Origin of the sequence: Streptomyces celluloflavus, assembly GCA_000720995.1 — a bacterium.
Taxonomy (GTDB): domain Bacteria; phylum Actinomycetota; class Actinomycetes; order Streptomycetales; family Streptomycetaceae; genus Streptomyces; species Streptomyces celluloflavus.
On record JOEL01000012.1, the window covers coordinates 28,183 to 49,106 of the forward strand.

Below are 20,924 nucleotides of genomic sequence, written 5' to 3' on the forward strand. Positions count from 1 at the left end.
CCGCCGTACGGCACGGCGGACCGTACGCACCCCTGCGGTGCCCGCACAGCACGCACACCCCGCGAACGCGACCGGGCCCGGACCCCGCCGAAGCGGGAGTCCGGGCCCGGTGCGCCCTACGGTCCGGCCGTCCGCCGGTCAGCCGCTGAGGTCGACCGCGCGCACGGAGGTCGCGCCGATCTCCTCGCCGATCTCGGCCAGCACGCCCGGCGGGATCGTGTCGTCGACGGTGAGGGCGACCAGCGCCTCGCCACCGACGTCGGCCCGCGAGACCTGCATGTTGCCGATGTTGATGCCCGCCTCGCCCAGGATCCGGCCGACGGTGCCGACGACACCGGGGCGGTCGCCGTAGCGCAGGAAGACCATGTGGTCGGCGAGCGCGAGGTCGATGGAGTGCTCACCGACCGCGACGATCTTCTGGATGTTCTTGTTGCCGGCCAGGGTGCCGGAGATCGAGATCTCGGCGCCGCCCGCGAGGGTGCCACGCACGGTCACCACATTGCGGTGCTCGGGCGACTCGCTGCTGGTCGTCAGCCGCACCTCGACACCGCGCTCCTGTGCGAAGAGCGGGGCGTTGACGTACGACACCGTCTCGGCCACGACATCCTCGAACACGCCCTTGAGCGCGGAGAGTTCGAGCACCTTGACGTCGTACTGGGTGATCTCGCCGTACACCTCGACATCGAGCCGCAGCGCGACCTCGCCGGCCAGCGCGGTGAAGATCCGGCCCAGCCGCTCGGCCAGCGGCAGCCCCGGCTTGACGTCCTCGGCGATCACTCCGCCCTGGACGTTGACCGCGTCCGGCACCAGCTCACCGGCGAGCGCGAGCCGCACCGACCGGGCGACCGAGATACCGGCCTTCTCCTGCGCCTCGCCCGTCGAGGCACCGAGGTGCGGAGTGGCGACGACCTGGTCGAACGCGAAGAGCGGGGAGTCGGTGCAGGGCTCGGAGGAGTAGACGTCCAGGCCCGCGCCGGCCACCCGGCCCTCCTGGAGCGCGGTGGCCAGCGCCGCCTCGTCCACGATCCCGCCGCGCGCGGCGTTCACGATCCGGACCGTCGGCTTGACCTTGTGCAGCGCGTCGTCGCCGATCAGGCCGACCGTCTCGGGCGTCTTGGGGAGGTGGACGGTGATGAAGTCCGCGACCTCCAGCAGTTCGTCCAGGGTGAGGAGCTTGACGCCCATCTGCGCGGCGCGGGCCGGCTGCACATAGGGGTCGTAGGCGACGATCTTCATGCCGAAGGCCGACATGCGCTGGGCGACCAGCACGCCGATCCGGCCGAGGCCGACCACGCCGAGGGTCTTCTCGCTGAGCTCGACGCCGGTGTACTTGCTCCGCTTCCACTCGCCGTTCTTGAGCGCGGTGTTGGCCTGCGGGATGTTGCGGGCGGTGGCGACCAGCAGACCGCAGGCGAGCTCGGCGGCGGTGACGATGTTGGAGGTCGGCGCGTTGACGACCATCACACCGGCCTTGGTGGCGGCGGAGACGTCGACATTGTCCAGGCCCACCCCGGCGCGGGCGACGACCCGCAGCTTCTTCGCGGCGGCGATGGCCTCGGCGTCGACCTTCGTCGCGCTGCGCACGAGGACGGCGTCGACATCGGCGATGGCGGGGAGCAGTTCGGCGCGGTCCGCGCCGTTGCAGTGCCGGATCTCGAAGTCCGGCCCCAGCGCGTCGACGGTGGCGGGCGACAGTTCTTCGGCGATCAGTACGACAGGTTTCGGGCTCACGTGGTCTTCATCCTCACTAGTCCTTCGCGGACGGCCGTCCCGACGGCCGAAGGCGGTGAAGGGGGCAGCCGCGTGGAAGACGCACGACGTTGTGAGCCTGACGCGCTTGTGGTTGGCAGTGTAGTGGCGGTTCGCGGCGCGCCGGGAGCCAAAGCGGAAAGGTCACCTATGCGCACTTCGACGCGGTGGCCAAAGCGGTCCCGCCGGCTGGGCGGCCGGGCCGCGCCGCACGGACGAGGGGGTCGCGACCGGCGTCGCGACCCCCTTGCCCCACGGGCTTACGCCTCGTCGTCGACCCAGCTCATCAGCTTGCGCAGCTTCTTGCCCGTGGTCTCCAGGAGGTGGTCCTCGTCGGCCTTCTTGTACTCGTTGTACTTCGGCAGACCGGCGTTGTACTCCGCCATCCAGTTGTTGGCGAAGGTGCCGTCCTGGATCTCGGCGAGCACCTTCTTCATCTCGGCCTTGGTGTTCTCGTTCACGATCCGCGGGCCGGTGATGTAGTCGCCCCACTCGGCGGTCTCGGAGACCGACCAGCGCATCTTCTCCAGGCCGCCCTCGTACATGAGGTCCACGATCAGCTTCAGCTCGTGGAGGCACTCGAAGTAGGCGATCTCGGGCTGGTAGCCCGCCTCGACCAGGGTCTCGAAACCGGCCTTGACCAGCGCCGAGGCGCCACCGCACAGAACGGCCTGCTCACCGAACAGGTCGGTCTCGGTCTCCTCGGTGAAGGTGGTCTTGATGACGCCGGCGCGGGTGCCGCCGATGGCCTTGGCGTACGAGAGGGTCAGCGCGAACGCCGTACCGGAGGCGTCCTGCTCGACGGCCGCGATGCAGGGCACGCCGCGGCCTTCCTCGTACTGGCGGCGCACGAGGTGGCCGGGGCCCTTGGGGGCGACCATGCAGACGTCCACGCCGGCCGGAGCCTTGATGAAGCCGTAGCGGATGTTGAGGCCGTGGCCGAAGAACAGCGCGTCGCCGTCCTTGAGGTTGTCCTTGATGGACTCCTCGTAGACCTTGGCCTGGATCGGGTCCGGCACCAGGATCATGATGACGTCGGCCTCGGCGGCCGCCTCGGCGGGGGTCACCACGCGCAGGCCCTGCTCCTCGGCCTTGGCCTTGGACGTGGAGCCCTCGTGCAGACCGACGCGCACGTCGACGCCCGAGTCGCGCAGGGACAGCGCGTGGGCGTGGCCCTGGCTTCCGTAGCCGATGACCGCGACCTTGCGGTTCTGGATGAGGGACAGGTCGGCATCGTCGTCGTAGAACAGCTCGGCCACTTCGGGTATCTCCTTGGATCTAGCTGGTTGCCCACACAGTACGTCGGGCGGGGCGGGGCGGGTCCGCGAGTCTCGCGATGCGAGCGGCGGGGGCGGTGCCGTACCGGGCGGGTACGGCGCGCGGTCCGGGGACCGCGCGGGATCAGGCCGTACGGTCCAGTGCGCGCAGCGAGCGGTCGGTGATGGACCGGGCGCCGCGGCCGATGGCGATGGTGCCGGACTGCACCAACTCCTTGATGCCGAACGGCTCCAGCATCTTGAGCATCGCCTCCAGCTTGTCGCTGGATCCGGTGGCTTCGATGGTGACGGCCTCCGGGGAGACGTCCACGGTCTTGGCGCGGAAGAGCTGCACGATCTCGACGACCTGCGAGCGGGTCTCGTTGTCGGCGCGGACCTTGGCGAGGACCAGTTCGCGCTGGATCGCGGAGCCGGGCTCCAGCTCGACGATCTTCAGGACGTTGACGAGCTTGTTGAGCTGCTTGGTGACCTGTTCGAGGGGGAGCGACTCGACGCTCACCACGATGGTGATGCGGGAGATGTCGGCGTGCTCGGTGACGCCGACCGCGAGGGAGTCGATGTTGAAGCCGCGGCGGGAGAACAGGGCGGCGATCCGGGCCAGGATGCCGGGGGTGTTCTCCACCAGGACGGAGAGGGTGTGCTTGGACATGGTCGGTCTTCTCTCTTCTTCCGTGCGTCCGTGACGTCCTGGGCTCAGTCGTCTTCGTTGTCGCCGAAGTCGGGACGCACGCCCCGGGCGGCCATGACCTCGTCGTTGGAGGTGCCGGCGGCGACCATCGGCCAGACCTGCGCGTCCTCGTGGACGATGAAGTCGACCACGACCGGGCGGTCGTTGATGGCGTTGGCCTGCGCGATGACGGCGTCCAGGTCGGCCGGGTCCTCGCAGCGCATCGCGACGCAGCCCATCGCCTCGGCCAGCTTCACGAAGTCCGGGACGCGGGTGCCGCCGCTGCCCTTGCCGTCCACCGCGACGCCGTCCTCGGGGCCGCTGTGCAGCACGGTGTTGGAGTAGCGCTGGTTGTAGAAGAGGGTCTGCCACTGGCGGACCATGCCCAGCGCGCCGTTGTTGATGATCGCGACCTTGATCGGGATGTTGTTCAGCGCGCAGGTGACCAGCTCCTGGTTGGTCATCTGGAAGCAGCCGTCGCCGTCGATCGCCCAGACCGTGCGGTCCGGCCGGCCGGCCTTGGCGCCCATCGCGGCCGGCACGGCGTAGCCCATCGTGCCGGCGCCACCGGAGTTCAGCCAGGTCGAGGGCTGCTCGTAGTGGATGAAGTGGGCGGCCCACATCTGGTGCTGGCCGACGCCCGCGGCGTAGATGGTGTCGGCGGGGGCGAGCCGGCCGATCCGCTCGATGACCTGCTGCGGGGAGAGGCTGCCGTCTTCGGGCAGGTCGTAGCCCAGCGGGTAGGTCTCGCGCCAGCGGTCGAGGTCCCGCCACCAGGCGCTGTGGTCGCCCTTGTGCCCGGCCGCGTGCTCGGCCTGGACGGCGACGATCAGATCCGCGATGACCTCGCGGGCGTCGCCGACGATCGGCACATCCGCCATCCGGTTCTTGCCGATCTCCGCCGGGTCGATGTCCGCGTGCACGACCTTGGCGTACGGCGCGAAGGAGTCCAGCTTGCCGGTGACGCGGTCGTCGAAGCGGGCGCCGAGGGTGATCAGCAGGTCCGACTTCTGGAGGGCGGTGACGGCCGTGACGGCGCCGTGCATACCGGGCATGCCGACGTGCTGCGGGTGGCTGTCGGGGAACGCGCCCAGGGCCATCAGGGTCGTGGTGACCGGGGCGCCGGTCAGCTCCGCCAGCACCTTCAGCTCGGCGGTGGCGCCGGCCTTCAGCACCCCGCCGCCGACGTAGAGCACCGGGCGCTTCGACTCGACGATCAGCCGGGCGGCCTCGCGGATCTGCTTGGCGTGCGGCTTGGTCACCGGACGGTAGCCGGGAAGTTCGGTGTGCGGCGGCCAGGCGAAGGTGGTCTTCGCCTGGAGGGCGTCCTTGGCGATGTCCACCAGGACGGGCCCCGGGCGGCCGGTGGAGGCGATGTGGAACGCCTCGGCGATCGTGCGCGGGATCTCGGCCGCGTCGGTGATCAGGAAGTTGTGCTTGGTGATCGGCATCGTGATGCCGCAGATGTCCGCCTCCTGGAAGGCGTCCGTGCCGATGGTGTGGGAGGCGACCTGACCGGTGATCGCGACCAGCGGGACGGAGTCCATATGGGCGTCGGCGATCGGCGTGACGAGGTTGGTGGCCCCCGGACCCGAGGTCGCCATGCACACGCCGACCTTGCCGGTGGCCTGCGCGTATCCCGTGGCGGCGTGCCCGGCGCCCTGCTCATGGCGCACCAGGACGTGCCGGACCCTCGACGAGTCCATCATCGGGTCGTACGCGGGGAGGATCGCACCGCCGGGAATGCCGAACACGGTGTCGGCCCCGACCTCCTCCAGCGAACGGATGAGGGACTGCGCGCCCGTGACGTGCTCGACGGTGGCGGGCTGCTGCGTACCGCCGGAGTGACGGGCCCGCGGCTGCGGATGGTGGGCCCCGGCCTGCTCGGTCATCTGCGTCTCTTCTCGGAGCTGAGGGTTTTGACGGGATTTGTGAGGTAGCTGTGCAACAAAAAACCCCTCGTGCCGTGAGGCAAGCGAGGGGAGCGCGTCGGTGCGGTTCGCTGGGGTGTGTCAGGGGCCCAGCTTCAGCCGACGCGCTTTCCAAGTACGAGAATTCGGGTGCGCATGAAACAGACCCTCCCCCCGGCGCGCCGGGAGTGTCAAGTGGGTGGGACGGGCGTCTCACTATTTGAGCGCAATGGCGGAGGGACGAGCGCGTCCGGACCGGCCGCCCCGCCGCGCCGCACCGGCAGACCGCCCCCGGTGAGGACGGCCTCGCGGCCCGCACCCGGCAGGTCCGCACGGTCCGGCAGCGGATACCCGCCGAGCGTCAGCGCGCACCGCAGCCGCGGTTCGTCGAGCGGCCCGGAGAAGACCGGCCCCTGGCCGTGCGTACAGCCCATGGCGCGCAGCGCGTGGACCTGCTCGGGCAGCTCGACGCCGTCCGCGACGCACTGCAGGCCGAGGTCGGCGGCGATCCGCAGCATCCCGGCGGTGATCTTGTGCAGCCGGACGGACTCCGCGACACCGTCGACCAGGCCGCGGTCCAGCCGCAGGAAGTCGATGGGGAGCCGGCGCAGCGCGCCGACGGCGGCGTGCCCGCCCCCGAAGCCGTCCAGCCCGATCCGTACGCCCAGCCGCCGCAGCGCGACCAGCCGGCCCTCCAGCTCCTCCAGCGGCATCCGCGGATCGGCGTCGGTCAGCTCCAGGATGAGCCCGCCCGAGGGCAGACCGTGCCGGGCGAGCAGGGCCTCGACGCTCTTGGCGGGCAGCCCGCGGTCCAGCAGCCGACGGGCGGAGACCCGGACGACGACCGGGACCGGATGCCCGGCCCGGTGCCGCGCCGCGGCCTGCGCGACGGCCTCCTCCAGCTGCCAGCGGCCCAGCTCCGCGGTGCGATCGCCCTCCTCGGTGAGCCGGCCGCGCTCGCCGACCCGCAGGAACTCGGCGGGGGTGAAGAGGATGCCCTGGGTGGAGCGCCAGCGGGCCTGTGCGGCGACGGCGGCGACCCGGCCGCCGGCCAGCTCCACCACCGGCTGGTGCAGCAGCGTGAACTCGCCGTCGTGCAGGGCCGTACGGAGTTTCGTGGCGAGTTCGGCGCGGTGTACGACCTCGGCCTGCATCTGCGGGGCGTACATCTCCACGCGGCCCTTGCCGGCCTTCTTGGCGCGGTACATCGCGAGGTCGGCGTTGCGCAGCAGTCCCGCCGGGGTGATGCCCGGATCGGCGAAGGCGACCCCGATGCTGGCCGCGACGCGGACGTCCCGGCCGTCGATGCGGTAGGGCTCGGAGAGCTTGATGCGCAGCCGGTCGGCGATCTCGTGGACGCGGAACTCGCGGGCGGCGGGGTCGCGGGTGCCGTCGCCCGTGATGAGCGCGGCGAACTCGTCGCCGCCCAGCCGCGCCGCTATGTCCCCGGAGCGCACCGAGTCACCGAGCCGGCGGGCGGCCTGCACCAGCAGCTCGTCCCCCGCCTGGTGCCCGATGGTGTCGTTGACCTGCTTGAAGCCGTCCAGGTCGATGTAGAGCACGGCGGTGTCGTGGTCGCTGGCGCGGCGGCCGGTGACGGCCTTGCTGACCCGTTCGGTGAACAGGGCGCGGTTGGGCAGGTCGGTGAGCGCGTCGTGCGAGGCGTTGTGCTGGAGCTGGGCCTGGAGCCGGACGCGTTCGGTGACATCGCGGGAGTTGAAGATCAGGCCGCCGTGGTGGCGGTTGACCGTGGACTCGACGTTCAGCCAGCCGTCGCCGCCGGCCCGCTGCTTACCGGCACGGAAGCGGCATTCGATGCGCATGGTCGGTTCGGCCTCGGGCGCGGCGGCGAGGAACCTGCGCACCTCGTGCACCACCCGTCCGAGGTCCTCCGGGTGGATCAGCGAGGCCAGTTCGGAGCCGACCAGCTCCTCCGCGTCACGGCCGTAGACGCCCGAGGCGGCGGGGCTCACATAGCGGAGCACACCGGTCGGGGCGGCGATCATGATGACGTCGCTGGACCCCTGGACCAGGGACCTGAAGTGGTTCTCCTTCTGGGCCAGCTCCTGGGTGAGGCTGATGTTGTCGAGCAGCATGATGCCCTGGCGGACGACGAGCGCAAGGACGACCGTGCAGCCGGTGAAGAGCACCACGCGGTCGATCCGCCGCCCGTCCAGGACGTTGGTGAGGATGCCCAGGGTGCAGACGGCGGCGGCGAGATACGGCGTCAGCATGGCCAGCGAGCCCGCGATGGGGCGGCTGATCGGAGGCTGGGGGCAGCGCGCGGCGCGCGGGAGGCCCCCGCCGGCGGCTTCGCCGGCCGAGCGCCGGGCGACCCACGGTGCGTAGGCGAGGAGTATCGACCCGGCGAACCAGCCGGCGTCCAGGATCTGCCCGGAGCGGTAGTGCTCGCGCAGCAGCGGCGAACTGAACAGCGCGTCGCACAGGACCGTCAGCGCCAGTGCGACGACGGCGGTGTTGACGGCGGAGCGCTGCACCGAGGAGCGCTTGAAATGCAGCGCGAGCACCATGCTCACCAGCACGATGTCCAGCAGCGGATAGGCCAGCGCCAGCGCGCCCTGGGCCACCGTGCGGCCCTGGAAATGGGTGGTGTGCGCGAGCGCGAGGCTCCAGGAGAGGGTGAGCAGCGAGCCGCCGATCAGCCAGGCATCCAGGCCCAGGCAGACCCATCCGGCCCTGGTCACCGGACGCTTGGCGAGCACCAGCAGGCCGACGATGGCGGGCGGTGCGAACAGCAGGAAGCAGAAGTCGGCGAGCGAGGGGCTGGGCACCCTGGCCCCCTGAACGACCTCGTACCAGCCCCATATGGCGTTGCCGAGGCCGGCCATCGCGGAGGAGACCGCGAACAGGATCCAGGCGGGCCGGAACCGGCTCTGGGACCTGCGGGCGTACAGACCACAGGAGACGGCCGCCACCAGGGCGGCGAGGCTGAGTCCGAAGTCGCCCATGAACACGGCCACTTCGGGTGATCCCCAGTCGAGGGCGGCGCCGATGGCGTAGCCGCCGCAGACACCGGACAGGAGGATCTGGGGCACCACGCTCGGCGGGCCTCCGGACTGCACCGGCGGCCTGGCGAGCACCGCCCCCGGGGCGCTCACCGCACTCTCCCGTTGAACCGTGCGCGACATCCCCGCGGCCCGCGCACCCGGGACTTCAGCAGCTTCCCCGCGGGCGCTCGTGGATCGCGCCTCTCGCGGATGGTCCGTCGGCTGTACATCGCCCGTCGCCCCCCTCGGTTCCGGTCCTTCGCACCGCGCCGCATTCACCCCGGTGCCGTCCCCGCTCGGGACGATACACCAGTTCCGTCACTCAGCGACATAGTGTCTCTACGCAGCGTGACTGACACCCGGATTATGGATACCCAGTGCATTCGTACGGACCCGTAGAGCGATCCACAACGGTGTCAGCCGGCGGTGGCGACCACGTGCCGCACGGGTTCGCCGGCCGCGAAAAGCGTCAACTGGTCCCGCAGAAGCCGCTTCGCGCGGGGCAGGAAGGCAGAGCTGGGGCCACCGACATGTGGAGTGATGAGCACGCCGGGAGCGTGCCACAACGGATGAGCGGCGGGCAGGGGTTCCGGATCGGTGACGTCGAGCGCCGCGCGCAGCCGGCCGGACGTCAATTCGACGAGCAGCGCCTCGGTGTCGACGATCGCGCCGCGGGCGACGTTCACGAGGAGTGCGCCGTCTTTCATACGCGCCAGGAAATCGCGTCCTACCAGGCCACGGGTGTCCTCGGTGAGCGGAGTGGCCAGTACGATCACGTCCGCGTCGGGCAGGAGGGCGGACAGGGCAGAGAGTGGATGCACAGGACCGCGCACTGTTTCACGCGCGGTGCGCGCGATGCGCGCCACCCGCGCGCACTCAAAGGGCGTGAGCCGGTCTTCGATGGCACTGCCGATCGACCCGTAACCCACGATGAGGACCGACTTGTCGGCGAGCGCCGGACGCACGCTCGGCCGCCATTCCCCTTGGTCCTGCCCCCGGACGAAGCCGGGGATGCCGCGCAGTGCGGCCAGCGTCAGGGTGAGCGCGAGCTCGGCGGTGCTGGCGTCGTGCAGTCCGCGGGCGTTGCACAGCCGGGCACCGGCCGGCAGACCGGGCAGCGCGGGCAGCATGTGCTCGGTCCCGGCGGTCAGCGTCTGCACCACCCGCACCCGGCTCATCAGGGGCAGCGGCCGCAGGACGGTGGCCGGGTCCTTCATGTAGGGGACGGCGTAGAAGACACACCGGGCGGGGTCGGCCGGAAAGTCCGGGCCGGCGTCCCAGTGGACATAGTCGAGACCGTCGGGCAGGCCCTCGATCTCGTCGGGCGGAATCGGGAGCCATACGTCGTGGGCACCGGGGTGCTGGTCTGCGGAAGCCATGGCCAGAGGCTATGCGAAACAGCATTCCGTTCAGACGTTAGTTTGGTCTGGCCCTTGACCGGGGGCGAGGGACGGAGGCACGACCAGGTGGAGCGCAGGACAATCGGTGCGGCAGCCCTCGAAGTGGGTGCTATCGGGCTCGGCTGTATGCCGATGAACTGGGGGTACACCGAGTCGCAGCGGAACGGGGAGAGTTCACTGCGGACCGTGCACGCCGCGCTCGACCGGGGGTGCAGTCTGCTGGACACCGCCGACATGTACGGACCGTTCACCAACGAGCTGCTGGTGGGGCGGGCGCTGAAGGAGCGGCGTGCGGACGCCTTCGTCTCGACCAAGTGCGGACTGCTCGTCGGCGACCAGCACATCGTCGCCAACGGGCGGCCCGGCTATGTGAAGCGGGCCTGCGACGCCTCGCTGCGACGCCTCCAGACCGACTGCATCGACCTCTACCAGCTGCACCGGCCCGATCCCGAGGTGCCCATCGAGGAGACCTGGGGGGCGATGGCGGAGCTGGTGGCGGCCGGAAAGGTGCGGTCGCTGGGGCTGTGCGCGGTGGACGCGCGGGCGGTACGGCCGACCCGGGCGGCCCGCCGGGAGCGCCAGGCGGCCGGTGGCGCGCACGCCGTCCCCCGGTCCCGGCTGCACGACGGCACGCTGCGTCAACTGGAGCGTATTCAGCAGGTGTTCCCGGTCAGCAGTGTGCAGGCCGAGCTGTCGGTGTGGTCGGTGCAGGCGCTGGAGGCGCTGCTCCCGTGGTGTGAATCGCGCGGTGTCGGCTTCCTGGCGGCGATGCCGCTGGGCAACGGCTTCCTGACCGGCACCCTCACCCCGGGGCAGGGCTTCGAACGGGAGGACATCCGGGCCCGCCACCCCCGGTTCACCGCCGAGATGATGGCGGCCAACCAGCCGGTGGTGGCGGGGCTGCGGCGGATCGGCGCCCGGCACGGCGCGACGCCGGGGCAGGTGGCACTGGCGTGGGTACTGGCGCAGGGCCGCCATGTCGTCCCGGTGCCGGGGACCAAGAAGGAGGGCTGGGCCGTGCAGAACGCCCGCGCCGCGGAGCTGGTGCTGAGCCGCGAGGAGCTGGCCGAGATCGCCGCGCTGCCGCCGGCCCGGGAGTCCTGGTACTAGGGCCTGTCGTCACCTTCCCGTCGTCGCCCGAAGGGCGGCCCCGCGGCGTCCGGTGCGTGCTTCTCGGCGTGCCGGGCGGAAGTCCTTGTACTGGAGTACCGGGGCTTTCGCCCGGTGCGGCGAGCGTGCGTGCCCGCGGGGCGGACGGGAAGGTGACGACACGACAGGCCCTGAGGCCCCGGCCGGTCCGCCGCCCCGTACGGCGCGCCCGGCCGCTCCCCCGTTCCCGTACCGGCTCGCCCGGGAGGCGGCGGGCCCGGCGGACGGGCAGGTGATGTGGTGTCCTTGTGCACGCCTGCCGACGAGAGGACCCTGCCGTGCAACGCCGCTCCCTGCCGACCGTGTTGGCCGCCGTCTCGCTGCTGCTGGCCGCGGGCTGTTCCCCCGGCGGCGGACCGGCCGCGGAGGGCGGCTCCGGCGCCGCGACGGCCCAGCGCCCGGGGTCCGGCGCCGCCGCCTCCGCGCACCCGAGCCCGGCGTCCGCGCCGCCCGCCAAGGGGTCCGTCCAGGTGACCGGGACCCTGGCCACCGGACTGAACTCGCCGTGGGGCCTCGCCCCGCTGCCGGGCGGCGATCTGCTGGTCGGCTCCCGCGACACCGGAAAGATCTTCCGCATCGCGGCCGACGGCGGGAAACGGACCGAACTGGGCTCGGTGCCGGGCGTGGCGGCGGCCGGCGAGGGCGGTCTGCTGGGGCTCGCGGTGTCCTCGAAGTTCGGCACGGACCACCAGGTGTACGCGTACTTCACCACCGAGTCCGACAACCGCATCGCGCGCATGATCTACAACGAGAAGCGGCCGGCCCGCAATCAGCTGGGTGCGCCGCACACGATCCTCCGGGGCATTCCCAAGGGGCAGATCCACAACGGCGGGCGGATCGCGTTCGGCCCGGACAAGATGCTCTACGCCGGTACGGGCGAGACCGGCGACAAGAGTCTCGCCCAGGACAAGACGTCCCTCGCCGGCAAGATCCTGCGGATGACGCCGGACGGCGCCCCGGCGTACGGCAACCCCGAGGCGGATTCGGTGGTGTACACCTACGGCCACCGCAATGTGGAGGGGCTGGCCTGGGACGGCGACAACCGGCTGTGGGCCTCGGAGTTCGGGCAGGACAAGTGGGACGAGCTCAACCTCATCGAGTCGGGCCGGAACTACGGCTGGCCCGAAGTGGAGGGCAAGGGCGACGGCGGCGCGGCCCGTTCCGGGTTCACCGATCCGGTGGTCCAGTGGAAGCCCGCGGACGCCTCCCCCAGCGGTCTCGCGTACGCCAAGGGCTCGCTGTGGATGGCGGCGCTGCGCGGTGAGCGGCTGTGGCGGATCCCGCTGAACGGTACGAAACCGGCGGCGGCCCCGCAGGAGTTCCTCAAGGGCGAGTACGGGCGGCTGCGGACCGTCGTGGCGACCGACGACGGCGGGTTGTGGCTGGTCACCAGCAACACCGACGGGCGCGGTACCCCGCGCAAGGGGGATGACCGGATTCTGCGGCTGAAGGTGACCTGACCCTTTTTGTGGCGGGCTGCCTACACTCGGGGCCACGGAGCGGGACACGTCGACAGGGGGCACGGTGTTCAACGTCGTGGAAGAGCTGTTCGCACCCGGCAGCAAGCACACCGAGGAGGAGCGGCAGAAGATGGCGCTCGTCCTGGACGAGGTGGGCAACGGCGATCCCGGCAAGGGGCCGATAGATCTCTCGTCGGGCAAGGTCGTCGTCAAGATCCCGGACCGGCGGGGCCCGCGGGATCCGGGCGGCACCCCCTGATGCCGGGCCCGGCCGGGCTCAGCTCGCCGCCGGCTCGCTGAAGAGCCGCAGCCGGTGGGCGAGCGCCGCCGCCTCGCCGCGGCCCGAGACACCGAGCTTGGCGAGGATGTTGGAGACGTGGACGCTGGCGGTCTTCGGTGAGATGAACAGGGCGTCGGCTATCTGGCGGTTGCTGCGGCCGTCCGCGACCAGCCGCAGGACATCGCGTTCACGGGGCGTCAGGCCGAGCGATTCGGCGGGCACGGCGCCGGCTGTCGCTGCGTCCCGGGCGCCGTCGCGGGCCGGCTCCGGTGCGGGGGCCGCGGCGCGGCCCGGGAGCGGTATGCGGGCGCGCTGGGCGAGGAGTTCGAGCTCTTCGGCCAGCGGGCGGGCGCCCATCCGGGTGGCGGCGGTGTGCGCCTGGGCCAGGAGCAGCACGGCTGCCTCCCGGGGGGTGCGGCCGTCGAGCCCGGCGCTCGCCCGCTCGCTGCCGTGCAGCAGCGCTTCGGCCCAGCGGTAGCAGGCCCAGGCGAGTTCGCGTGGGCGGTCGAGCGGCTCGAAGGCGGCGACCACCCCGGCCCAGGCGTCCGGTACCCCATGGCCCTCGGCGCGCCGGAGTTCGGCGTCGACCGCGCGGCCGTACGCCTCCCATACCGGGGTGAGGCGGGGCAGTCTCTTGGCGGCGGCCCGGACGCGGTCGAGGATCGCGGCGCGGCCCGGCTCGGCGGCGGGCAGACCGCGGGCGTCCGACTCGGCGGCGGTGGCCGACCACAGCAGCGGCCAGGCGTAGCGCTGGGTGCCGGGCGGGAACCCGGCGTCCAGGGTCTGCTGGAGGATGGAGCGGGCGTCGAGGACGCGGCCTTGGTCCGCGGCGATCCGCAGGGCGTGCCGCGCCATGGGGATGGTGTGCTGCGGCTGCGGGTCGTGGGCGCCGTAGTGCTCCCTGGCGACGGTCAGTTCCCGCTCGGCGGTGGCCGGCTCGCCCTTGTCCAGGGCGAGGCCGGTGAGGCGGTTGGCGGCCAGCGCGATCGACCGGGGGCTCCGGGCGAGGCGGCGGGCCTCGGCGGCGGCCTGGGCGGCTTCCTCCCAGCGGCCGAGCGACTGGAGCGATTCGGCGCGGTTGCCCGTCACCCAGCTGGTGCTGTCCATGAGGCCGTAGTGGGTGGTCAGTTCGACGCCCTGCTCGGTCACCTCGACGGCCTCGCGGGAGCGGCCGACGCCTTCGAGGGCGGACGGGAGGTTGATATGACCGCGGCCGATGACGGCGTAGTAGCCGCGGTCGACGGCGCGGTCCAGCGCCGCGCGGAACGCGGCGAGGCCGTCGTCGACGTCCCCGGCGTCGACCCGCAGGCCCGCCAGGGTCACCCGGGAGTTCAGCTCGGCTTCCTCGTCGCCGACCAACCGGGCGAGCTCCACGGCCCGTTCGGCCGTCGCGAACGTGCCGGGACCCGGACGGTACAGCACCTCCCAGCTGGCGACGCCCGCCATCACGGCGGCGTGCACGGAGGACGGCGGCAGACCGCGCATCAGCTCCTGCGCGGCGCCCAGATCCGCCCAGCCGTCCCCGCGGCCGGTGCCCTGGACGATCCGGGAGCGCTGCAGCAGGAACCACGCCGTGCGCAGCGGTTCATCGCTGTCGCGCAGCGACCGCAGGGCACGCCTGGTGATCGTGAAGGCCCGCTCGCCGTCGCCGGAGAGCCGGGCGGCCACCGCGATCTCGGCGAGCAGGTCCATGAAGCGCAGCGCGTCGTCCTCGGAGCCGCAGGCCGGATACGCCTCGGCGCAGTCGACCGCGCGGATGGTCCGGCGGACCTCCTTGGGCGCGTCGTCCCACAGCTCCAGGGCGCGGTCCAGCAGCCGCAGCTGTTCGGCGTAGGCGTGACGGCGGCGGGCCTGGACGGAGGCGGCGAGGACGGCGGGCAGCGCCTTGGCGGCGTCGTGGGCGTTGTACCAGTAGCTCGCCAGGCGGGCGGCGCAGACGTCGGAGCGGACCAGTGCCGGGTCGCCCTCCAGGGCCTCGGCGTACCGGCGGTTGAGGCGGGTGCGCTCGCCGGGCAGCAGATCGTCGACGACGGCCTCGCGGACCAGGGCGTGCCGGAAGCGGTAGCCCGTGCCGTCCTCGGTGGGGACGAGGGTGTTGCTGCCGACGGCGGCCCGCAGTGCCTCGATGAGGTCGTCCTCGGACATCCGGCAGACGGCGGCGAGGAGTTCGTGTTCGACGGTGGAGCCGCCTTCGGCGGCCGTGCGCACCACCCGCTGGGCATCCTCGGGCAGCGCCTCGACGCGGACCAGCAGCAGATCGCGCAGCGGGTCGCTGAGGCCGTACACACAGCCGTCGGCGATGCTGCGGGCCAGCTCCTCGACGAAGAAGGCGTTGCCCTCGGAGCGCTCGAAGACCCGGTCGACGGTGGTTTCCGCGGGGTCGGCGCCGTTGATCCCGGCGATCTGGCAGCGGACCTCGGCGCGGTTGAAGCGGGCCAGCTCGACGCGCCGGACGGTGCGCATCCGGTCGATCTCGGCGAGGAAGGGGCGCAGCGGGTGGCGGCGGTGGATGTCGTCGGAGCGGTAGGTGGCGACGAGGAGGATGCCGGCGTCGTGCAGCGCCCGCAGGAGGTAGGCGAGCAGCTCGCGGGTGGAGCGGTCGGCCCAGTGGAGGTCCTCGATGACGATGACGAGGGTGCGGTGGGCGGCGAGCCGCTCCAGGAGGCGGGCGGTCAGCTCGAAGAGGCGCGCGCGGCCGGTCTCCTCGTCGTGCATCCCGCCGGCGAACTCCCCGAGCTCGGGCAGGATGCGGGCGAGCTCCCCCTCCTGGCCGGCGACGGCGGCGGCGAGTTCGTCGCGCAGGTGCCAGTTGAGGCTGTGCAGGATCGCGGAGAAGGGGGCGAAGGGCAGGCCTTCGGAGCCGATCTCTATGCAGCCGCCGAGCGAGACGAGCGCGCCCCGGTCGCGGGCGGTCCCGGTGAACTCCTCGATGAGCCGGGTCTTGCCGACACCGGCCTCGCCCCCGATCAGCAGGGCCTGCGGCTCGCCGGAGACGGCGACGTGCGCGAGCGCGTCGCCCAGCGCGGCGAGCTCGGCCGCGCGGCCGACGAACACGGGACTGACTGACCTGGTCTCCACGCTGCCGAGCATCGCACAGGGGTCTGACAATCCGGCACCGTGTTCCGGCACGTGAAATGCCCGGCCGGGTGCGGAGCGCACCTGCGGCCGGGCGGACGGCGGGGTGGACAGCAGAGCGGACAGCTGACCGTCCGGGACGTGAGCCGGGCTGCGGACCGGCGTCCGTGAGGGCGCCCGGTCCGGTGTCCGGGTCGGCGCGTGGGGCGGCACGGGATCTCCCGGGGTCAGGCGGCGGCGCGGCGTACGCGCACCCGCCGCCCCCGCCGTCCGCTCACCCGCCCTCCGGATTCGTCCGCACCGGAACGGGCCACGGCCCGTTCCTCGGCGCGCGCCCCCTCGGCCGCCTGGCGCACCAGGCGCTGGTGGTCGGCCTCGCGGCGCAGCTCCTCGTGGCGGACCCGGATCTGGAGCTCGGAGTGGAACATGGTCTCTCCCCTGGCGTCGGTGACTGGTACCTCGACCGTCCGTCGAGATACCCCCAGCCTCCTCGCCAAGGGGGGTCCGCCACATCGGGAGAGTGCCCGAGCCCCCGCCCGCGCGGGCCTTAGAAACCGGAGCCCGCGCCGCCGCGCTCCTTAGGCGCCGGCGCCGGCCCCCGCGGGGTGCTCAGGAACCGGCCCCGGCCCCCTTAGGGATGCTGGGCAGCGCCGCGAACAGGTCGAAATACATGCCCACGGAGATGAGCAGCCCCAGCACGCCGAGCGCCAGACCGCCCCAGGCCACGGCTCGCACCCACGTGGCGCGCGGGTTGGTCAGGGCCACCGCGGCGACGAGCACGGCGAGCAGCGCGAAGACGCCGTTGACGAGGGCGGTGGTGTGCCACGGGGTGCCGTAGACGGTGGCGATCTGGTCGGTGGCCTTGCCCGACTGGAGCTTGATCTGGCCCACCAGCGTCTGCCGCTCGGCCAGCAGGGTGCCGAGCCAGGTGCCGGTGACGGAGGCGAGACCCAGCCCCGCCGCGACGACGGCGCCCGCCCCCGCGGCGACACCGGTGGCCGCGCGTTCCGGGACGGCGTCCTCGTCGAGGTCGTCCAGGTCCTCGGGATCGTCGGAGCCGTCCTCGGCGGCGACGGCGGCATCCGCGGCGGCGGCATCCTTGTCCGCCGCGGGGGCGGTCTTGCCGGTCGCTTCGGCCCCGGCGCCCTCCTTCGCCTCGGCGCCCTCCTTGGGCTCAGCGCTCTCCTTGGGCTCGGCCGTCGTCTCCGCAGCCGCAGCCGCCGTCTCCGGGCCCGTGTCTCCCTTGCCCCCCGTGTCCCCCGTTGCCGCCCGGACCGGCGCGGCCTCGTCACCGGTCCGTTCGTCGGTCGTCGTGCTCGTGCCGCTGGTCCTGTTCGTGCTGCTCGTTCCCATGGCCGCGACCGTAGGGGCCGCGTCTGAGAGACCTATGAGAGCCGCCGGGTGACGGGACGGCACGCGGGCGAGGCGGATGGGGCCGAGTCCGGACGTACCGGGGCGGGTCGGGCCCGCCCCGGCTCCGTCCGGTACGCCTCCCGCCATCGGGAGGGCCGCCCTCCGGCCGCGGCGGCCCCCTCCGTACGGCATGGGGCCTCGTACGGCGCGGCGCCTCGTACCGCGTGGCGGCCCGAAAAGATCCACGGGCCCCTTCGCGGACTTCCCCGCGAAGGGGCCCTGCTGCGGAACTCACCCCGGTATCAGCCGGTGACCGACTCCCGCCCGTTCTCCACGTGCCCCATCAGGCGGCGGTGGAAGGAGGGGTCCTCGGCGGCCGTGAGATCGAGGTCGTACCAGCCGTGCGCACCGGCCGTCGGATGCGCGAGGGTGCGGGTGCTGCCCGCCCGCACCCGCACCGTGCGCGGCGCGGTGTCCGCGTACGCCAGCGGTTTGAGCGTGATGGTGAGGTCGGTGCGGCCGCCGTTGACGACCGTCAGGTGGAGCTCCCGCCGCCCGGCCTCCAGGTGCGTGCGCACCTTGGTGGCCGCCGCCGCGCCCTGCGCCGTCCCCGCGAACTCCCGCCGGAACCCGTTCGGCCCGGTCACCGTGAAGCGGTACGCGCCACCCTTGACCGGTACGTCCCACTCCGACTTCCCCAGCACATCGCGGTGCTGCGGAGCCTCGTACTCCTTGGCGTACGGATACAGCGCCAGATGCGCCGCCGACTTGCCCGCGTTGCGCACCGCCAGCCGGAAGACCGAGGCCCTGGCATCGAAGCCGCCGTCGGCGTCCGGCTGGTACGGCAGCGGGCGGGCCGGCCGGCTGCCGCTCTCCTGCTGGGGCAGCGCCTGGCGGGCCGGCGGCCGCGGCGCCCAGCGCCCGCTGAACGCCGGTATCGCGCCGGGCCGCTCCACCGACGGCTGCCGGCGCCCGCGCGAGAAATCGAAGGCGCCGGTCAGATCGCCGCAGACGGTCCGCCGCCAGGCGCTGATGTTCGGCTCCCGGATCCCGGTCCACTTCTCCAGGAAGCGGGTGATCGAGGTGTGGTCGAAGACCTGCGAGCAGGCGTAGCCGCCGACCGTCCACGGCGAGATGACGATCATCGGGACGCGCATGCCCAGGCCGGTGGGCCGGCCGTCCCAGAACTCCCCGGCCGTCCCGGCGGGCGGCACCGGCGGCGGTACGTGGTCGAAGAACCCGTCGTTCTCGTCGTACGTCAGGAAGAGCGCGGTGTGCCGCCAGACGTCCGGGTTCTTGCCCAGCGCGTCCAGCACCTTGTAGACGATGGTGGCGCTGGCGACCGGTGAGGACGAGCCGGGGTGCTCGGAGTCCACGGCCGACGGGACGATGTAGGAGACCTCGGGCAGCTTGCCGCTCGCGACGTCGGCGGCGAAGGCGGTGGCCGTCGTGGTCGGTTCGCCGCGCCGCAGCGCCCGCTCGAACAGGCTCCGCTCCGCGCGGCTCAGCGCCTTGACCCCCTCGTCCAGCAGCCCCTGCAACCGCTTCCGTTCGGCGTCGTTCGCGCTCGCCACCTTCCCGTAGAAGGCGGTCATGTTCTGTACGCCGTCCACCTTGGCGAGGGCCTTCTTCCCGACCGCCTTGAAGCTCGCGTAGAACTCCAGGTTGTTGTCGGTGAAGTTGTCCCACTCCTGGTAGACCCGCCAGCTGCGCCCGGCCTTCTCCAGCCGCTCGGGGTACGTGGTCCAGGCGTAGCCGGGGTGCCGGTCCTCGTCGTACGCGTCATTGCCCACCGCGCGCTTGCCGGTGCCCGGTTCGAAACCGGTCCAGCCGCTGACGAGGTGGTTGCGGTTGGGGCTGGTGGAGGAGTGGATGGAGGAGTGGTAGGCGTCACAGATGGTGAAGGTGTCGGCCAGCTCGTAGTGCAGCGGGACGTCCTGCCGGTCGTAGTGCGCCATCGTGGCGGCGGTCTTGGCGGTGACCCAGTTGTTCATCCACCCGCCGTTCCACGCCTTGGACCCGCCGTCCCAGCCGTGGTCGAGCGCCCCGATGTACTGGAGGTCCTTCTTCTGCGCCGCGGCGGCCTCGCGGACCGAGAACGGCAGGACGGTCCCGACGCCGAGCGGTCCCGGCTGCTCGTAGACGCTCTTGCCGCCGGGCAGCTCCACCGCGTTCCGGTCGGCGTAGCCGCGGACGCCGCGCAGCATCCCGAAGTAGTGATCGAAGGAACGGTTCTCCTGCATCAGCACGACGACATGTCTGATGTCCCGGAGCCCGCCCTTTCCGTGTGCGGGCCGCGCCGCCTCCGCCGCCATCGCCTGCTGCAACGACGGCGGCAGCAGCGATCCGGTCGCCGCGACTCCCGCCGCTGCCGCCCCAACTGCCAGTACCCGCCTACGAGATACCTCCGGTGCCACGTCCGACCTCCCAGTCGTCAGTCAATGGTCATCTTGCAGCCCATTGAGATGGTGCGACGGGGACGGTAGTAGAGCGCCGTGACGGGCGATAGGTATCGGGGTGACATCTATGGGAACAGCGGACTCCGGTTCGCCGGCCCCGGCGGCAGCCGGCGCCGGCCGGCGGTCGTCGCGGCGGCGGCCCGCGGCTACGCGCCCCGGCCGAGCGTCACGGTGCGTGTCCCCGGAACGAAGTCGGCGAAGGACTGCGTCCAGCTCTCGCCGGGCCAGTGGCAGGTCACCCGGCCCTCCGCCGGCCGGTAGTCGGCCGTGTAGACGGTGCCCAGCCCCTCGTCGTACGCGAGCTGATACAGCGGCGGCCGCAGCATCGCCGCGACATCCGGGCCCGCCGTACGGACGGCGACCAGCCGTTCCTGGGTCCGGGTCGCCCGCTCGTGCCCCTCGGCCACCGGCAGATGCTGGTGGTTGGCGGCGCAGGCGTCCGGTGCCACGGTCGGCGGGATGTCGGGCCCCACGAAGACCGTCACGGCCCGGCCGGGATCGACGAGGGTGACGTTCTGCGGGATGGCGACGGGTACCGACCGCAGCCTGCCGAGCGCCTCGTCCACGGTGGCGCAGGTCTCCAGCAGGTAGCGCAGCACGAGGAGGACGGAGAAGCCCGGCCCGTGGACGAACCGCCCGCCGAAGGTGAGCGAGACCGCGAGCCCCGCGTCGTTCATCCCGTCCAGCAGCCCCCACCCCAGCTCCTGCATCCCGATCACGGGGCGCAGGAAGCAGGAGGACACGAGGGTGCCTTCGCACTCGTCGGGACGGAAGTCGTAGTTCCGCACCAGGACGCCCGCGGCGCCGGCCTGGGTACAGCTGGAGAAGAACGGCCGCAGCGCCGCGAAGGTGAGGAGCGTCTCGCCCCGGGGCGAGTCCAGCTGCCCGGCGAGCCGGTCGAGCACCGGAACCAGCTCCGGCATATGCCTCTCGAACAGCTCCCGCGCCCCGGCCGCGCCCTCCGGCGTCCGCCCCTCCTTACTCACCCACCCCTCCGCGGCCTGGGCGAGGGCCGGCGCCTGAGCGGCCCATCGCCCGTCGCCACCGTCGCCGACCTCGATGGCGCGGAACGTCTTCTGCTGCCGGATCATCCCTGTCGCTCCCTCGTGCGCAGCGGGTGAGATGGCGGCAACGTAG

The 20,924-nt window shown here is 72.3% G+C and carries 14 protein-coding genes; 3 read left to right on the top strand and 11 right to left on the bottom strand.

The window, feature by feature from the left end:
• Positions 1 to 138 precede the first annotated feature (138 nt).
• The 6 genes from serA to IH09_RS12765 all read right to left on the bottom strand — a co-directional run bounded on the left by serA (position 139) and on the right by IH09_RS12765 (position 9,990).
• The gene (gene serA / locus IH09_RS12740; protein ID WP_052856311.1) at positions 139 to 1,731 is read right to left on the bottom strand and encodes a phosphoglycerate dehydrogenase; all 1,593 of its coding nucleotides are present in this window, start codon (positions 1,729 to 1,731) and stop codon (positions 139 to 141) included.
• A gap of 278 nt (positions 1,732 to 2,009) precedes the next feature.
• Positions 2,010 to 3,008, bottom strand: coding sequence for a ketol-acid reductoisomerase (gene ilvC, locus IH09_RS12745; RefSeq protein ID WP_052856312.1), 999 nt, complete (start codon positions 3,006 to 3,008; stop codon positions 2,010 to 2,012).
• Positions 3,009 to 3,150: 142 nt separating this feature from the next.
• Positions 3,151 to 3,675: an acetolactate synthase small subunit gene (ilvN, locus tag IH09_RS12750; protein ID WP_052856313.1), complete on the bottom strand. Its 525-nt coding sequence runs from the start codon at positions 3,673 to 3,675 to the stop codon at positions 3,151 to 3,153.
• A gap of 44 nt (positions 3,676 to 3,719) precedes the next feature.
• Entirely contained in the window at positions 3,720 to 5,585 is a 1,866-nt protein-coding gene (locus tag IH09_RS12755) for an acetolactate synthase large subunit (protein ID WP_052856314.1), read from the bottom strand.
• 209 nt (positions 5,586 to 5,794) lie between these two features.
• The gene (locus tag IH09_RS12760) at positions 5,795 to 8,722 is read right to left on the bottom strand and encodes a putative bifunctional diguanylate cyclase/phosphodiesterase (protein WP_052856315.1); all 2,928 of its coding nucleotides are present in this window, start codon (positions 8,720 to 8,722) and stop codon (positions 5,795 to 5,797) included.
• Positions 8,723 to 9,027: 305 nt separating this feature from the next.
• Entirely contained in the window at positions 9,028 to 9,990 is a 963-nt protein-coding gene (locus IH09_RS12765) for a 2-hydroxyacid dehydrogenase (protein WP_052856316.1), read from the bottom strand.
• Positions 9,991 to 10,077: 87 nt separating this feature from the next.
• Between IH09_RS12765 and IH09_RS12770 the strand changes: the two genes are divergently transcribed.
• The 3 genes from IH09_RS12770 (at position 10,078) to IH09_RS12780 (ending at position 12,879) form a co-directional block, all read left to right on the top strand.
• Positions 10,078 to 11,121, top strand: a complete 1,044-nt coding sequence (locus IH09_RS12770; RefSeq protein ID WP_172450600.1) for an aldo/keto reductase — start codon at positions 10,078 to 10,080, stop codon at positions 11,119 to 11,121.
• A gap of 317 nt (positions 11,122 to 11,438) precedes the next feature.
• Complete coding sequence (locus IH09_RS12775; RefSeq protein ID WP_052856318.1) at positions 11,439 to 12,620, top strand: PQQ-dependent sugar dehydrogenase; 1,182 nt, start codon at positions 11,439 to 11,441, stop codon at positions 12,618 to 12,620.
• A gap of 64 nt (positions 12,621 to 12,684) precedes the next feature.
• Positions 12,685 to 12,879 carry a DUF6191 domain-containing protein gene (locus IH09_RS12780; protein WP_052856319.1) on the top strand — a complete coding sequence of 65 codons (195 nt, stop codon included), beginning with the start codon at positions 12,685 to 12,687 and terminating at the stop codon, positions 12,877 to 12,879.
• Positions 12,880 to 12,897: 18 nt separating this feature from the next.
• On the opposite strand, the gene IH09_RS12785 is transcribed toward IH09_RS12780, so the two are convergent.
• From IH09_RS12785 to IH09_RS12805, 5 genes are all read right to left on the bottom strand, one after another.
• On the bottom strand, positions 12,898 to 15,990 hold the full coding sequence (locus IH09_RS12785; RefSeq protein WP_052856320.1) for a helix-turn-helix transcriptional regulator: 3,093 nt from the start codon (positions 15,988 to 15,990) through the stop codon (positions 12,898 to 12,900).
• 212 nt (positions 15,991 to 16,202) lie between these two features.
• Positions 16,203 to 16,403 (bottom strand): hypothetical protein, encoded by a 201-nt coding sequence (locus IH09_RS12790; protein ID WP_052856321.1) that lies wholly within the window; start codon positions 16,401 to 16,403, stop codon positions 16,203 to 16,205.
• 181 nt (positions 16,404 to 16,584) lie between these two features.
• Positions 16,585 to 17,328 carry a hypothetical protein gene (locus tag IH09_RS12795; RefSeq protein WP_052856322.1) on the bottom strand — a complete coding sequence of 248 codons (744 nt, stop codon included), beginning with the start codon at positions 17,326 to 17,328 and terminating at the stop codon, positions 16,585 to 16,587.
• Between the two features lie 302 nt (positions 17,329 to 17,630).
• Complete coding sequence (locus IH09_RS12800; protein ID WP_052856323.1) at positions 17,631 to 19,745, bottom strand: phosphocholine-specific phospholipase C; 2,115 nt, start codon at positions 19,743 to 19,745, stop codon at positions 17,631 to 17,633.
• Positions 19,746 to 19,933: 188 nt separating this feature from the next.
• Positions 19,934 to 20,878, bottom strand: a complete 945-nt coding sequence (locus IH09_RS12805; RefSeq protein ID WP_052856324.1) for a C45 family autoproteolytic acyltransferase/hydolase — start codon at positions 20,876 to 20,878, stop codon at positions 19,934 to 19,936.
• Between the last annotated feature and the right edge of the window lie 46 nt (positions 20,879 to 20,924).

Coding starts and splice junctions, on each gene's coding strand:
- IH09_RS12795 (WP_052856322.1), bottom strand. CDS start 17,328: ATGGGAACGAGCAGCACGAACAGGACCAGCGGCACGAGCACGACGACC.
- IH09_RS12785 (WP_052856320.1), bottom strand. CDS start 15,990: ATGCTCGGCAGCGTGGAGACCAGGTCAGTCAGTCCCGTGTTCGTCGGC.
- IH09_RS12765 (WP_052856316.1), bottom strand. CDS start 9,990: ATGGCTTCCGCAGACCAGCACCCCGGTGCCCACGACGTATGGCTCCCG.
- IH09_RS12755 (WP_052856314.1), bottom strand. CDS start 5,585: ATGACCGAGCAGGCCGGGGCCCACCATCCGCAGCCGCGGGCCCGTCAC.
- ilvN (WP_052856313.1), bottom strand. CDS start 3,675: ATGTCCAAGCACACCCTCTCCGTCCTGGTGGAGAACACCCCCGGCATC.
- IH09_RS12790 (WP_052856321.1), bottom strand. CDS start 16,403: ATGTTCCACTCCGAGCTCCAGATCCGGGTCCGCCACGAGGAGCTGCGC.
- IH09_RS12805 (WP_052856324.1), bottom strand. CDS start 20,878: ATGATCCGGCAGCAGAAGACGTTCCGCGCCATCGAGGTCGGCGACGGT.